The organism is Acinetobacter sp. BIGb0196 (assembly GCF_011759595.1).
GTDB lineage: Bacteria > Pseudomonadota > Gammaproteobacteria > Pseudomonadales > Moraxellaceae > Acinetobacter > Acinetobacter guillouiae.
Genome location: NZ_JAAOZA010000001.1, coordinates 2707154 through 2722118, shown reverse-complemented (window position 1 = coordinate 2722118; position 14965 = coordinate 2707154). Strand labels below are relative to the sequence as shown.

The following is a 14965-nucleotide window of genomic DNA, read 5'->3' as shown; positions in this document are numbered from 1 at the left end:
GTTAATACTACACAAAATTATCTAAACACTCGCATGTTTAGTGGTGAGCAGCATTAAAGCATCGTCCTAAGTATCCAGCTTACATATTTGGATAGTTAGGCCCACCACCACCTTCCGGTGTTACCCATGTGATATTCTGAGATGGATCTTTGATATCACAAGTCTTACAGTGAACACAGTTCGCAGCATTAATCTGGAAGCGCTTAGAACCATCATCATTTTCCATAATCTCGTAAACACCAGCAGGGCAGTAGCGTTGAGCTGGCTCATCCCATTTTGGTAAGTTGACATTGATTGGAATCGAAGCATCGGTCAGCTTTAAGTGAGCTGGTTGATTCTCTTCATGTACGGTATTGGATACAAATACAGAAGATAAACGATCAAAGGTTAATTTACCGTCTGGCTTTGGATAGTTAGGTTTTAATGTCGCAGCATCTACAGTTTTTAATGCACTAAAGTCAGGTGCAAGGTCATGTAGTGTAAATGGCACTTTAAAGATATTTTGATCGATAAAGTTAAATGCACCACCCATCCATAAACCGAATTTATGCATTGCTGGACCAAAGTTACGTGAACGATGTAACTCTTCTTTTAACCAGCTGTTGTTGAATTTGTCCATATATGCAGTCAATTCTTTAGCAAAGAAGTCTTCGCCTTCAGCGACACGCGCAACCGCTAAATCACCACCTTTCTCATGACCGGCTTGGATTGCTTCAAATACAGCTTCACCGCACAACATACCCGATTTCATCGCAGTATGAGAGCCTTTGATTTTAGCAAAGTTTAAGAAACCAGCATCATCACCAATTAAGCAACCGCCAGGGAAGGTCAGTTTAGGTAGAGAGTTTAGACCGCCTTTAACAACTGCACGTGCGCCATAAGAAATACGCTTACCACCTTCAAGATATTGCTTGATCAGTGGATGTGTTTTCCAACGTTGCATTTCAGCAAAAGGATACATGTGTGGATTTTCATAAGATAAATCAACAATCATACCCAAGGTCACTTGGTTGTTTTCAGCGTGATATAACCACCAGCCGCCTGAAGAACCTGTTTCTGCCAAAGGCCAGCCTGAACCATGCATCACTAAACCAGGTTTATGTTTTGCAGGGTCGATTTCCCAAAGTTCTTTGATTCCGATACCGTAATGTTGCGGATCAGCATCTTGATCTAAGTTGTATTTTGCAATCAGACGTTTACCGAGATGTCCACGGCAACCTTCTGCAAAAATTGTGTATTTTGCATGAAGTTCATAGCCAGGAGTAAAGTTATGAGTAGGCTCACCATCTTTACCAATACCCATATCACCAGTTTGGATACCTTTTACAGAACCATCTTCATGATAAAGGATTTCTGAGGCAGCAAAGCCAGGGAAGATAGAAACTTCTAACTCTTCCGCTTTTTGACCTAACCAACGCACTACATTACCCAATGAAATAACATAGTTACCATCATTGTGCATGGTTTTAGGAACCATCCAATGCGGTGCTTCTTGTGACTTTTCAGCAGACATGAGGAAATAAGTTTTGTCCTCAGTCACAGGTACATTTAAAGGTGCACCTTGTTCTTTCCAGTCAGGGAAAAGTTCATTGATTGCACGAGGTTCAAGTACAGCACCAGAAAGGATATGCGCACCAACTTCAGAGCCTTTTTCAACCACACAGACGGAAAGGTCTGGAAGATTGTTTTCAAGCGCTAATTGACGAATTTTAATCGCAGCAGAAAGACCCGCAGGGCCTGCGCCTACGATCACTACGTCAAACTCCATTGACTCTCGTTGTAAATCTTTCATAAAAAGAAATCCTATTTCGCTTAGCGGTATTTTAATTTATTGGGCTAAAAATATCAAATAAAAAAGCATCAAAAAAGGGCTGCTTGATGAGCAAATTCAAAATGATACCCACAAAAAAGCCAGCTAGATTTAGCTGGCTTTAAAATGGGATAACTGATTTTACAAGGTTACTTTTACGATTTTTGCGGATCGTAGAGTTTTTCCTTGATGAAGAGGGCGGGAATAACGCCGCAAATTAAATATGCAGCTCCCATCACCACAAAACCTAAACCAATAGAACCACCCGACGCCAAGTAGCCAATCGTTGCAGGCGCAAGTGCTGCACCAAGACGCCCCACGTTATAGGCACCACCAATCGCTGTACCACGAATCGCTGTTGGGAAACTTTCCGTCATATAGGTGGCATTTACACCATAAGGAATACCGTATAAAAATCCGAAAGCGATCAATAAATATAAAATGTTGCTGGGTGAGTTATAAAAAACAATCAGTGGTAGAAAAATAGCAGTCCCAATCGCACCAAAGGCATAAGTAAAGCGACGACCAAGTTTGTCAGCCATCATCCCCGCAAGGACTTTACCGAGGATCATAGCGGTATAGGTACCGACCATATATGCGGTCATTTCCTTAAACTTCATGCCTAATTCACTTTCTAGATATGAAGGCATCCAGTTATTTACCCCATAATAACCAAATTGCAAGAAGCCTGCTGTGAGCGCCCACAAGATAAACATATTGCGATTTCGTTTATCTTTAAAAATCAGTTTAAATGCTGAAGTTTCCTCAGAATTTTTATCGCGTGTTGGTTGTTGTAAACGAGACTGTTGCCATGCGAGTGGTTCTGGTACCAAAAGATGCATTAAAACAGCAATTAACACCGGTACAATGGCAACATAAAACAGCATACGCCAGCCATGATCTGGAATAATCCATCCAGCGAGTAGCGTTGCAACAATATAGCCAACCGTCCAACCTGCTTGTAAGGTACCCAATACCGTTGTACGGTAACGTGTAGGTACATATTCCGCCATCAAGGTATTGCAGGCAATATAAAGCGAGCCAAGTCCGAGAGAAGCAAAAAAGCGTAATAGTCCAAATTCAAGAAAGCTTTGGGTAAAGCCTAGTCCACATGTAAGTAGTGAGAAGGTGAGAATAGAAATAACCACGATCCGTACTCGACCAAATTTGTCACATGCCCATCCCCCAAATATTCCACCGACAGCCATACCCGCCAAGGTAAAACTACCCAGCATACCTGCCTGCACGGAACTTAAACCAAAATCTGCCTTAATACTGTTGAGACTATAAGACAGCAGCATCAGATCGGCACCATCCACCAACAAGGCTAAAAATGCAAAAACAAATGCAATTTTCCAAGTGTGAGGTTGTATTGAAGAGAGATGTGTATTGTAGTTTGTCGCCATAATCCATTACCTACATTTGATTTACAGCACTTCAAATCGTTTTAAAGTGCCTAAAAATTAATTAAGACGCAGCGCGAATCATATTTCGAGCAATAATCATTTGTTGAATTTGGGTGGTGCCTTCATAGAGACGGAATAAACGCACATCTCGGTAAAAACGCTCAATTGCATATTCACTGATATAGCCAGAGCCACCATGAATCTGTACGCAACGATCGGCTACGCGACCACACATTTCAGTGGCAAACATTTTTGCGCATGATGCTTCTGTACTAACGTTGTGCCCAGCATCACGTTGTCTTGCTGCATCTAAAACCATACATTGCGCTGCATAAATTTCTGCTTTGGAGTCAGCAAGCATGGCTTGAATCAGTTGAAATTCAGCAATCGCTTGTCCAAATTGCTTACGCTCAAGGGCGAATTTTAAGGTATCGTCTAACATACGTATGGCAGCACCGACACTGATTGCGGCTATATGTAAACGACCTTTATCCAAGACTTTCATTGCGGTTTTAAATCCTACACCTTCGACACCGCCAATCAGTGCTGAAGCAGGAACCCGACAGTTTTCAAAAATCACATCACAGGTATGGGCACCTTTTTGCCCCATTTTTTTATCTGTTTTACCTAGAGAGATTCCTGCGGTTTTGCGATCTACGATAAAAGCAGAAATTCCACCAGCACCTTTAATGTCTGGATTGGTTCGTGCCATCACCGTAAATACCCCTGCATGAGGTGCATTGGTAATAAAGCGTTTGGTGCCATTTAAAATATAAAACTGACCTTCTTTTACAGCACTGGTTTTTAAAGAGGCAGCATCTGAGCCTGCATCTGGTTCAGTTAAGCAAAAAGAACTGATCACTTCACCACGTGCTAAACGGGGCAAGAAAAATGATTTTTGAGTTTCGGTACCATCAATAATCAGGCCACTCGAACCGATTCCATTATTGGTGCCGATCAGTGAACGAAAGGCAGGCGAAGTACGTCCAAGTTCAAAAGCGATGGACACCTCTTCTTCCATGGTCAAGCCAAGACCTTCGTATTCTTCTGGAATCGTCAGCCCAAACAAACCCAAAGCTTTCGTTTGCTCAATGATGGCTTGAGGGATTTGATCTGTTTCCGCGACTTCATTCTCATGAGGAATAAGGACACCATCTACAAACTGTCGAATCATATCTACTAATTGTTTGAGTGTTTCCTGATCTCGAATCATAGTCTTGTCCTTTGTACAACATGTTGAAAACATCGAGCTGATGTTGCTAAAACCCTGCATATTGATGCGATAGTAATCAAAGGATCAGTAGAAAACAATATATTTTGAAAATTAATTTCGCAATGCGGTATATTGTGCTTGTTTTTCAGTTGGCTAATTATTTGATTTAATTAATCTATATTTGTTGAATAAAAATCATCACTTTTGATGAAAAAATTAAGTTTTATTTTTAAATTTTTCTGTGTATATTAAAAATATATATCGCTATGCGAAATTTATGTTAAATAAATTTTCCTGTAGGAAATTAATCAAAGGTTAGTGGAATAAACATGGGTGCTTTAAATGGAATTCGTGTACTTGACTTAAGTCGAGTACTGGCTGGACCGTGGTGTGGACAGATTCTTGCCGATTTAGGCGCAGAAGTGATTAAGGTTGAAAGACCGAAACTAGGTGATGATACGCGTTCTTGGGGACCACCTTGGATGAAAGATGACGCTGGACAAGAGACACGAGAAGCCGCTTATTATCAGTCGACCAATCGTAATAAACTTTCTGTTGCAATTGATATTGCAAATCCTGAAGGGCAGGCGCTCATCAAAGCACTTATTCAAGATACCGATGTGGTCATTGAAAACTACAAAGCTGGTTCTTTGAAAAAATATGGCTTGGATTATGCTTCTTTATCAGAAATTAATCCTAAACTGGTTTATTGCTCGATTACGGGTTTTGGTCAAAATGGACCGAGAGCAGAAGAACCTGGCTATGATTTTATCATTCAAGGAATGGGTGGACTCATGTCCATCACGGGTGAAAAAGATGATTTACCCGGTGGTGGTCCGCAAAAAGTAGGTGTCGCATTTTCAGACTTATCAACGGGATTATATTCAACCATTGCCATACAAGCGGCTTTGCTCAATCGTCATATGACGGGTTTAGGGCAACATATAGATATGGCTTTACTTGATGTGCAAATTGCCACAATGGCAAATCAAGGAATGAATTATCTTTCATCTGGAAAAGTGCCGGTACGTTATGGCAATGCACATGCCAATATTGTGCCTTATCAATTATTTAAAGCCGCAGATCGAGAGTTTATCATTGCTTGTGGTAATGACACCCAGTTTATTCAACTGTGCAGAAGTATTGGTTTGCCAGAGTTACCCAATGATGTTCGATTTACCCGTAATGCAGATCGTGTTAAGCATCGTGATGAAGTAATAGAAATTTTATCAAAGCATTTTTTAAGCAAGACTGCCGATGAGTGGGTGAGTGCAATTTATGCTGCTAAAGTGCCTGTTGGTGTGATTAATAATCTAGAGCAAGCTTTTAATGAACCTCAAGTAATTGCGCGAGAGATGCTGGTAGAAATGCAACATCCTCAACGTGAAAAACTTACTGTGGTCGGTTCCCCGATTAAGCTTTCACGTACACCTGTAGAGTATAGAAATGCGCCTCCTTTATTAGGCGAACATACTCAAACAATCTTAAGCCGTATTATCTCTCCAGCAAAACTTGATGAGTTAAAAGCCAAAGGCGTGATAGGATAGTTTTTAAATAGATGATGTGAGCAGTCTAAAGCCATTTTTTTCAATAAAATAAGCAAATTTAGACTTTTCACATCGAGATAGATGCATCGTTTTATTTTCAAAGTGAATCAGATGATTGCTTTTTGCTATTTATAGAAAAAATAGATTATAATTTTCGCAGTGCGAAACAAATATGTGAATTGGTATAACCATGAATGATGCCGTAGATGCAGAACAAACAGAAAAATTATTAGCGCCTTTGAGGCATGAGTTATTGCATCCGATTGAAGATATGCAAGATGAAAATGATCGTCAATTTATTACAGCTTTAGGACGTGGTTTAGAACTCTTACGTTGCTTTACCCCAAAACATCAGCATTTGGGTAATCAAGAGTTATCACAAATGACCGGTTTGCCTAAACCGACCATTACCCGTTTAACGCACACATTGTCACGTTTGGGCTATATTAAGCAGGTCCCAAATTCAAGCAAATTTCAACTTTCAGTTGGGGTTTTGGCGTTTGGTTACTCCATGCTTTCTAATGTGTCTATCCGTAATATTGCACATCCCTATATGAAAAACTTAGCGGATTATGCAGGTGCTGCTGTGGCAATGGCAACGCGTGATCGTCTAAATATGATTTATTTGGATGTGGTACAAGGCAAGGGTAATATGACTATGCGTCGTCAAGTCGGTACTTATTTGCCGATTCATTTAAGTTCAATGGGACGTGCATGTCTGGCTGCAATGGCTGAAGATGAAAGAGAGTTTTTACTTGATGCAATCCGTAGCAAACATAAAGACGATTGGATCAAGATTAACCGTGATTTAGACAAAGCATTTAAAGATTATCAAGATTTTGGCTATTGTTTTTCAATTGGTGAATGGCATAAAGATGTCAATTCAGTGGCAGTTCCCTTGATTCATGAACAACATGGTCTATTGGTATTTAACTGCGGTGGACCAAGCTTTATTATGAACCGCGAAAAACTTGAAGAGGATATTGCACCGCGTCTTCTCCACATGGTGAATAATATCCGCACTGAAATTAGCTAATTTTATTGCTTTAAAACTGAAAGGCCAGCAACGATCTGCATTGTTGGCCTTTTTAATAAGATGCATGTTAATAAGATGCATGTTAAATAGTTTGCTTACGGAAAATGGGTGTTTTTTTTCATCAAGGTACTCAGAGCTTGTTTAAACTCGTCACCTTGCAAACAAAGTGAGAATACAGTGGACTCATGATCGATCAGATTTAATAAATTATCGACAAGCATAGGATGCTAAGAAATGAGCCTCTAAATATAAAATAGTGAGTGGAAAGAATATGAAAACCAAAATTACAGAATTATTTGAAATTGAACATCCGATTATTCAAGGCGGTATGCATTATGTCGGTTTTGCCGAGCTGGCTGCTGCAGTTTCAAATGCGGGTGGGTTAGGCATTATTACCGGTTTAACCCAGCGAACACCTGAAAATCTAGCAAAAGAAATTGCCCGATGTCGAGAAATGACCGATAAGCCTTTTGGTGTCAATCTAACTTTCTTACCCACAGTCAATACACCTGATTATCCGGGTTTTGTCGAGGCAATTATTAAGGGTGGGGTAAAAGTTGTAGAAACAGCAGGTCGTAATCCTGAACAGGTCATGCCTTATTTAAAGGCCGCTGGAATTAAAGTGATTCATAAATGTACTTCGGTTCGGCATAGTCTAAAAGCTCAAAAAATTGGATGTGATGCTGTTTCTGTCGATGGTTTTGAGTGTGGTGGGCACCCCGGTGAAGATGATGTACCGAATATGATTTTATTGCCTTTAGCTGCCGATACCTTAGAAATTCCATTTGTTGCATCAGGTGGTATGGCTGATGGACGCTCACTTGCTGCCGCTTTAGCCATGGGGGCGGATGGTATTAATATGGGAACACGTTTTATTGCAACTCAAGAAGCGCCAGTACATGCAAATGTGAAACAGGCGATCCTGAATGCTACAGAAAGAGATACTCGTTTAATTATGCGCGCTTTGCGTAATACTGAGCGCGTTATGAATAATGCAGCTGTAGAAAAAATTGTAGCCAAAGAAAAAGCACTTGGTGACCAGATTAAATTTGAAGATATCATTGAAGAAGTTGCAGGTGTTTATCCTAAAGTGATGATCGATGGTGATGTCAATGCTGGGGCGTGGTCATGTGGTTTGGTTGCCAGTCTGATCCATGACATTCCGACATGTGATGAACTGGTCAACCGTATTGTAAAAGATGCAGAAGACATTATTCGTGGACGTTTATTCGGGCTTTTATAAACATCTATTTGAGTTCAGCTTTATCTCGATGATGAAAGACTGCTTTTAAAGATCAGCACAACACTATGAATTGTGCTGATTTTTAGCATCTGCAAGACAATAATATAGACACAGCAGGGCAAAAACTAAGCCCAAGATACATACACCTGTCCAGCCAAAATGTTTCCATGCATAGCTTCCACTCGTGGTCCCTAAAGCACCGCCAGCGAAATAACCTGTCATATAGATGGCATTGAAACGTGAACGCAATTGTTGGTTAAGCTTAAAGACAATACTCTGATTGGTGACATGAACAGCCGAGAGCGAAGCATAAAGGATAAGTAAGGCAATGATATAAAAGATAAAATTATAAGAGAGCAACAAAAACAATAGCCAACTTAAAATCAGACCGATACCACAACATATCGAAATTTTATGAATATAGCCTTGATCAATAAATTTACCTGAAAAATTGGCAACGAATGTCCCTAAAACACCGACAAACCCAAATAAGCCAATCGTAAAATCACTGAAAAAATAAGGCGCAGGAGCTAAGAGTAAAGACATGGTGGTAAAGGTTAAGCTTACACAGGCAAAGGTTAATCCACCAATATAGGTTCTGATTCTTAGGCGACGATTTTGAATAAAGATTTGCGGCAGTGAGTGAATTGTTTTGAGATAATTTTCAGATTTGGTTGGAGGAAATAAGCCAATATTACGGTACAAAATAATCGCAATGAGCAATAATAAAAAACCGCTGAGCAGATAAATAACATTCCAAGCAAAAAGCGTCGACATCATCCCTGATAATGAGCGTGCCAATAAGACACCCATCATTAACCCACTCAGTAAAAAACCAACAACACGACCACTATGTTGAATTGGAACCAGACTGGCAGCCAGTGGTAACAACAGTTGGGCTGAACTAGAAAATAACCCTGTAATGATGGTACCGAACATTAACAGATAAATATTGTGGGAAAAACCACTAATAATTAGCCCAATTGAGGCAAGCAGCATAAATATAAACAACAACTTACGCTTTTCAAGAATATCCCCTAAAGGCATTAAAAATAGCAGACCTGCTGCATAGGTGATTTGCGCTAAAGTAGGCACCCATGCTGTGGTGGTATCTGCTAAATTTAAACTTAGACTAATGGAATGAATCAGTGGTTGGCTAAAATAATTCCCACCAGTACAGATGCCTGCTGCAACTGCCATTAAAATAATGGTTGGGGTATAGAGAGTGTTTTTCATCATGCCTATGGTTTGTCATTATGAAATCGGAACTTTAATCCACACAACCATGTATCTGCTGATTTTAAGCATCTGATTTTAAACATCGTTGTTAAGGCGTTTCACTCAAAGCATCTTGAATGTTGTGCACCATATGGATTAAACGGGGTCCAATTTCACCTTCAAGTTTTTCAGGGTTTAAATGAAAACTTGGTGCACCGCAGTTAAACACATAAAGACCATGTTTGGAGCTGACTAAAGGTACAGCAACAGAGTTTACTTCTTTATGCCATTCACCTAAAGAAAGGCAATATCCGTAATCTTGATAATCTCGGAAAGCTCGTTCTAAAGAACGTTTAATTGCAGGCCAGTTTTCAGCATTTTTTTGTTTAAGCGCATCCAGTAAAAAATTACGCTCACGTTCAGGTGTAGCCGCCAAGCAAGCTCGACCCATGGAACTGCTGTGAATGGGTAGGGTTGAGCCGATGGGACGGCGCATATTTAAAGCGGTTTCGATCTGAACCACATCGATATAGACCATATTTAAACGGTCACGGGTTGCCATTGCAACAGGTGCTTGTACATATTGGCTCATTTCTTCCATATAGCGATGTGCAATATTACGGATAGAAATATTGGACAAGGCTGCATAGCCTAAAGATAAAACACCGATATCCAAGGTATATTTGGTGGAATTAGGTAGTTGTTTTAAATAGCCTAATGACACTAAGGTATTGGTTATCCGCGCAATGGTTGGTTTTGGTAAACCCGTCATTTTTGCCAGTTCTTGGTTACCCAAGACTTGATTGTTGGCAGAAAAACAACGTAATAGCTCTAAACCACGTGCTAAAGAAGCGATAAATTGGGGGTTATTTTCCCGATGAATATGTGAAATAGGATCAAGACGTATCTCATCAAAATTTATAGGTTGTTCAGTTTCTGAATTCTGAGACATTCAATACTCAAATATAATAAAGCAACAGTTTGGCTATTATATTTCGCTCTGCAAAATAAATCCATTCATCACTGCGCTGTTGTGATGAATGGATACTCGGTTAGTGATTAAACAGTCAATGTTATGACACGTTTTCAATCACCATGGCTAAGCCTTGTCCTACGCCAATACATAAGCTAACGACAGCATATTTCTTATTGCGGCGGATCAGCTCACGCGAAACTGTCAGTGCAAGACGTGCACCAGAAGCCCCAAGTGGATGGCCAATGGCAATTGCACCACCATTTGGGTTGACACGCGGATCATTAAAATCGACATCTAAACCTTTTAAGCAAGATAATACTTGTGAAGCAAAAGCTTCATTGATTTCAATGATATCCATATCATCTAAAGTTAGCCCTGCACGTGCAACGGCTTTTTTGATTGCTTCGATTGGGCCAGCACCCATAATACGAGGTTCAATACCTGCTGCTGCTGCTGACAAGATTTTTGCCATTGGCTTTAAGCCATATTTTTGGCCCGCTGCTTCGGAACCGATGAGCAATGCAGCAGCACCATCGTTAATACCCGATGCATTTCCAGCAGTGACGACACCACCTTCAAATAATGGTTTTAATTTGGTTAAGGCTTCAACCGTTGAGCTTGGGCGAGGGTGCTCATCTTCAGAAACCAGTTTTGGTGGTAACTTTTTGCCTTGAAAGACTTCAATTGGGGTAATTTCACCAGTAAAAAAGCCGTCTTGTTTGGCTGTTTGATACTTGGCTTGTGATTGGGCAGCAAATAAATCTGCTTGTTCACGGGTAATGCCAAACTCAACTGCGACATTGTCACCAGTTTCAGGCATTGAGTGACCACCGTATTGCGCAATCAGCTTTTTGTTTGGAAAGCGTGAGCCAATTGTGGTGTCGTAAATTTTGGCCTCACGACTATAGGCAGATTCAGCTTTACCCATCACAAATGGGGCACGTGACATGCTTTCTACACCACCTGCAATATACAAGTCGCCTTCGCCACAGGTAATGGCACGTGCAGAGTCAATCACAGCACCTAAACCACTTGCACATAAACGGTTTACAGTTTGGCCGGGAACAGTTACAGGTAAGCCTGCGATTAATAGGGCATTTCTGGCAACGTTACGGCTATCTTCACCACCTTGGTTGGTATCGCCTAAAATAACATCTTCAATCGCTGCGCCCGGAACCCCAGTTTTTTCAAGGAGCTTTTGCAAAACTGCCGCAGCTAAATCATCTGGACGTACTGAAGCAAGCTCACCTGCATGACGACCAATCGGGCTACGTAAACCATCATAAATATAGGCATTTAACATTGAGAAGTTCCTTTTCAAAATCCAGAATTAAAAGTAAGCGGTAAATTTAATGCGACACGACGTTGTAACCATGGGCTAGGGCGATAACGTGGGTCATAGGTCAGTGTTGAGATACGATTGAGAATGAGTAAGATTTTTTGGCTACCGATATGATCACCCCATTCAATAGGGCCAAATGGATAGCCTAAACCTAAACGGACTGCGGCATTGATATCATCGACACTGGCAATATTTTGTTGTGCAATATCACAACCTAAATTAATCACCATGGCTAAAACACGTTGTGCCACGAAGCCAATACTTTCAGCGATCATGCTGACCATAGCACCATCTAAATTAAACATAGAGTGGGCTGCTTGACGATACTCAGTGTTTGTCGCCAGTGACGGCATTAACGTTCTATGTTTGCTTATGCCATATAGCATATCTATGCCAACAGCTTGTTGTGGATTGACTTTTAAACGTGTCGCTGCTTGGGTGGTATCTTCACCGTAGCAAGCGAGTAAACATAAACTCTCAGGTAATGGTTCTAAACCTGTATCTAAGACAATATTTTGCTGGATTAAATAATCTTCCAGTTGTTGTTTATCTTCAGCAAAATCAGCTGCAATCCAAACTTTTGGATAGTTGGTTAAACGCTCAACAAACTGTGCGGGTTTTTCACCTGTTTTTGTGCCTGTTTCATAGTGGTAAAAGCCTTGATTAACTTTACGCCCAAGTTGTTTGGCTTCAAGCATTTGTTTGGTCAATGGATTGGGCTTGTAACGGGCTTCTTCATAGTATTGATGATAAATCGACTCCATTACAGGATGTGATACATCCAGTCCTGTTAAATCCATGAGTTCGAATGGTCCCATTCTAAAACCAACACCATCTCTTAAAATGCGGTCAATTTCACTGATGTCACAGACGTTTTCATTTAAGATTTTTAACGCTTCGGTGCCATAGGCGCGCCCCGCATGATTAATAATAAATCCTGGGGTATCTTTGGCAACAACAGGTCGATGACCAAATGCACGTGACAACTCATTTAATGCATCTACAATGCGTGGATCCGTTTTTAATCCTTGGATCACTTCCACAACTTTCATCAGTGGTACCGGATTAAAAAAATGGAAACCGACTACACGTTGTGGTTTTTTACAGTTTGCTGCAATGGCTGTGATTGAAAGCGATGAAGTATTTGAGGCTAAAATAGTGGTGTCTGAAACGATCTCTTCGAGTTGTTGCATCAACGCTTGTTTGATATCTAAACGCTCAATAATCGCTTCCACAATCAAGTCGCAGGCTTTTAAATCTTCAAGTTGCGCTGCAACGATCAAATGTTTGTTGGCATTTTCCGCCTGTTCAGCGCTGATTTTATTTTTATCGACCAGCTTTTGAAAAGTTGCTGCCAGCTTTTCTTTGGCCTGTAGCGCAGCACCTTCTTTGGTGTCATATAAATAGGTGGTATGACCTGATTGTGCGGCAATTTGAGCAATACCGCTGCCCATAATACCAACACCAATTACAGCCATGCTTTGAATATCATAAGTCATGTCGATCATCCTGATAACTGATCCAGATTAAACGAAAAATTAGAGACGGAAAAAATAGAAACGAAATAAACCAGTACAGTCTGGTGGGTTAACTCAGACATTGTTTATCACCATCAATCGGTAAAATTTGTCCAGAAATAGAGCAACCGCTTTCCGAGGCTAAAAATATACACAAATCGGCAATATGCTTTGGATTGACAAAATATTTGAGCGATTGATTTTTAAGTGCATTTTGCGTAACGGCATCCAAAGAAGTTTGAGCGACATCTGCACGCGCTTGTAACACCCGTTGAACACGTTCCCCATCCACTGCACCTGGAAGTATGGCATTGACTCGAATATTGTCTGCACCAAGTTCCATCGACAATGTTTTGGTAAAACCAATTAATCCCCATTTAGAGGTCGCGTAAGCCAAACGATATGGATAGCCCAAACGTCCAGCGATCGATGACATATTGATAATGACACCTGCTTCCGACTGTTTTAAAAAGGGGATGGCGAGTTGGGTGATCGCAAAGGTACTATTTAAATTAAGGTTTAATACTGCACTCCAATCGGCAAAACTCAATTCTTCTGCTGCAATGGTTGGGCCAGAAATCCCTGTATTATTGACCAGAACATCAATATGCCCCAGTTTGCTGATGACATCACTAAACATAGATTTGATTTCATCATGGTTAGATAAATCACATGCATAAATATGTAGTGCAGGATAGGTCTTTTGGAATTGCGCTAAGCTTTCTGCATTGATATCACAAACGAAAACTTCATCATGATGCGCTAAGAATGCTTCTGCAATACATCGTCCAATTCCTGAACCGCCTGCACTAATCAATACTTTTCTAGCCATTTCTATTCCATTGTTGTTATCAATTAAACTTATTTGCCTTGATATGAAGGTTTACGTTTTTCGATAAATGCTTGAATGCCTTCATTTTTATCTTCGGTCGAAAACAACAATTGAAATGATTTACGCTCCAATGCCAAACCTGCATTTAATGGAACATCTTCGCTCATTAATGCAACTTCTTTGATTTGTTGCAGGGCAATCGGTGGCATTTTTGCTAGACTTTGCGCCATTTGAATGGCAGTTGGGATGGTCTGGTCATCTTCAGTAACTTGGGAAACCAGTCCAATGCTATATGCTTCTTCGGCTTTGACCATTACACCCGTCATGATCATACGCATCGCGTGGAATTTACCCACTGCACGGAAGAGACGTTGGGTTCCACCTGCGCCAGGCATTAAACCGACTTTAATTTCAGGTTGACCAAAAGTTGCGCCTTTACCCGCAATAATAATGTCGCTATGCATGGCAAGTTCACAACCGCCACCCAGTGCATAACCATTTACAGCAGCAATCACGGGTTTAGGGCATTGCGCAATTGCATTCCAATAACGTTCTGTATGACGTAGCAACATTTCAGTAGAGGTTGCGCTTGCCATTTCTTTTAAGTCTGCCCCTGCGGCAAAAACTTCTTCACCACCAGTAAGCACAATGGCATGGATGTGGTCATTAAAACTTAACTCAGTAAACACTTGAGCCAGTTGCTGACGTACCTGTGTATTTAAGGCATTTTTAGCCTCTGGACGATTAATCTTCACGATCGCTACTTTCTGAACAGAATAGTCAACTTCAATGAAACTGTTCCCTGTTATTTCACTCATTTTTTGA

At 40.6% G+C, this 14965-nt stretch carries 12 protein-coding genes and 1 pseudogene; 3 read left to right on the top strand and 10 right to left on the bottom strand.

Annotated features, from left to right (window positions below; translation table 11 throughout):
• Positions 1-79 precede the first annotated feature (79 nt).
• The 3 genes from FHR28_RS12445 to FHR28_RS12435 all read right to left on the bottom strand — a co-directional run bounded on the left by FHR28_RS12445 (position 80) and on the right by FHR28_RS12435 (position 4429).
• The gene (locus FHR28_RS12445; RefSeq protein WP_166782706.1) at positions 80-1792 is read right to left on the bottom strand and encodes an electron transfer flavoprotein-ubiquinone oxidoreductase; all 1713 of its coding nucleotides are present in this window, start codon (positions 1790-1792) and stop codon (positions 80-82) included.
• A 173-nt stretch (positions 1793-1965) separates the two neighbouring features.
• Complete coding sequence (locus FHR28_RS12440; protein ID WP_004721472.1) at positions 1966-3216, bottom strand: MFS transporter; 1251 nt, start codon at positions 3214-3216, stop codon at positions 1966-1968.
• 61 nt (positions 3217-3277) lie between these two features.
• Complete coding sequence (locus FHR28_RS12435; protein ID WP_166782705.1) at positions 3278-4429, bottom strand: acyl-CoA dehydrogenase family protein; 1152 nt, start codon at positions 4427-4429, stop codon at positions 3278-3280.
• A gap of 329 nt (positions 4430-4758) precedes the next feature.
• On the opposite strand from FHR28_RS12435, the gene FHR28_RS12430 reads away from it, so the two are divergent.
• Both FHR28_RS12430 and FHR28_RS12425 read left to right on the top strand, forming a co-directional pair.
• A complete protein-coding gene (locus FHR28_RS12430) occupies positions 4759-5976 on the top strand; it encodes a CaiB/BaiF CoA transferase family protein (protein WP_166782704.1) in 1218 nt (405 codons plus the stop codon).
• Between the two features lie 190 nt (positions 5977-6166).
• Entirely contained in the window at positions 6167-7012 is an 846-nt protein-coding gene (locus FHR28_RS12425; RefSeq protein ID WP_166782703.1) for an IclR family transcriptional regulator, read from the top strand.
• A 95-nt stretch (positions 7013-7107) separates the two neighbouring features.
• Here the strand turns inward: FHR28_RS12425 and FHR28_RS21930 are convergent.
• Positions 7108-7233 (bottom strand): annotated as a pseudogene (locus FHR28_RS21930) (enoyl-CoA hydratase); the annotation flags it as partial.
• Positions 7234-7283: 50 nt separating this feature from the next.
• On the opposite strand from FHR28_RS21930, the gene FHR28_RS12415 reads away from it, so the two are divergent.
• On the top strand, positions 7284-8255 hold the full coding sequence (locus FHR28_RS12415) for an NAD(P)H-dependent flavin oxidoreductase (RefSeq protein ID WP_004721466.1): 972 nt from the start codon (positions 7284-7286) through the stop codon (positions 8253-8255).
• Between the two features lie 63 nt (positions 8256-8318).
• On the opposite strand, the gene FHR28_RS12410 is transcribed toward FHR28_RS12415, so the two are convergent.
• From FHR28_RS12410 to FHR28_RS12385, 6 genes are all read right to left on the bottom strand, one after another.
• Positions 8319-9494 (bottom strand): MFS transporter, encoded by a 1176-nt coding sequence (locus FHR28_RS12410; RefSeq protein WP_166782702.1) that lies wholly within the window; start codon positions 9492-9494, stop codon positions 8319-8321.
• Positions 9495-9582: 88 nt separating this feature from the next.
• Positions 9583-10425, bottom strand: a complete 843-nt coding sequence (locus FHR28_RS12405; RefSeq protein WP_004721464.1) for an IclR family transcriptional regulator — start codon at positions 10423-10425, stop codon at positions 9583-9585.
• Between the two features lie 121 nt (positions 10426-10546).
• Entirely contained in the window at positions 10547-11752 is a 1206-nt protein-coding gene (locus FHR28_RS12400) for a 3-oxoadipyl-CoA thiolase (RefSeq protein WP_004721463.1), read from the bottom strand.
• 14 nt (positions 11753-11766) lie between these two features.
• The gene (locus FHR28_RS12395; RefSeq protein WP_216076334.1) at positions 11767-13290 is read right to left on the bottom strand and encodes a 3-hydroxyacyl-CoA dehydrogenase; all 1524 of its coding nucleotides are present in this window, start codon (positions 13288-13290) and stop codon (positions 11767-11769) included.
• 88 nt (positions 13291-13378) lie between these two features.
• The gene (locus tag FHR28_RS12390) at positions 13379-14140 is read right to left on the bottom strand and encodes an SDR family oxidoreductase (protein ID WP_166782700.1); all 762 of its coding nucleotides are present in this window, start codon (positions 14138-14140) and stop codon (positions 13379-13381) included.
• Between the two features lie 29 nt (positions 14141-14169).
• Positions 14170-14958 (bottom strand): enoyl-CoA hydratase, encoded by a 789-nt coding sequence (locus FHR28_RS12385; RefSeq protein ID WP_166782699.1) that lies wholly within the window; start codon positions 14956-14958, stop codon positions 14170-14172.
• Between the last annotated feature and the right edge of the window lie 7 nt (positions 14959-14965).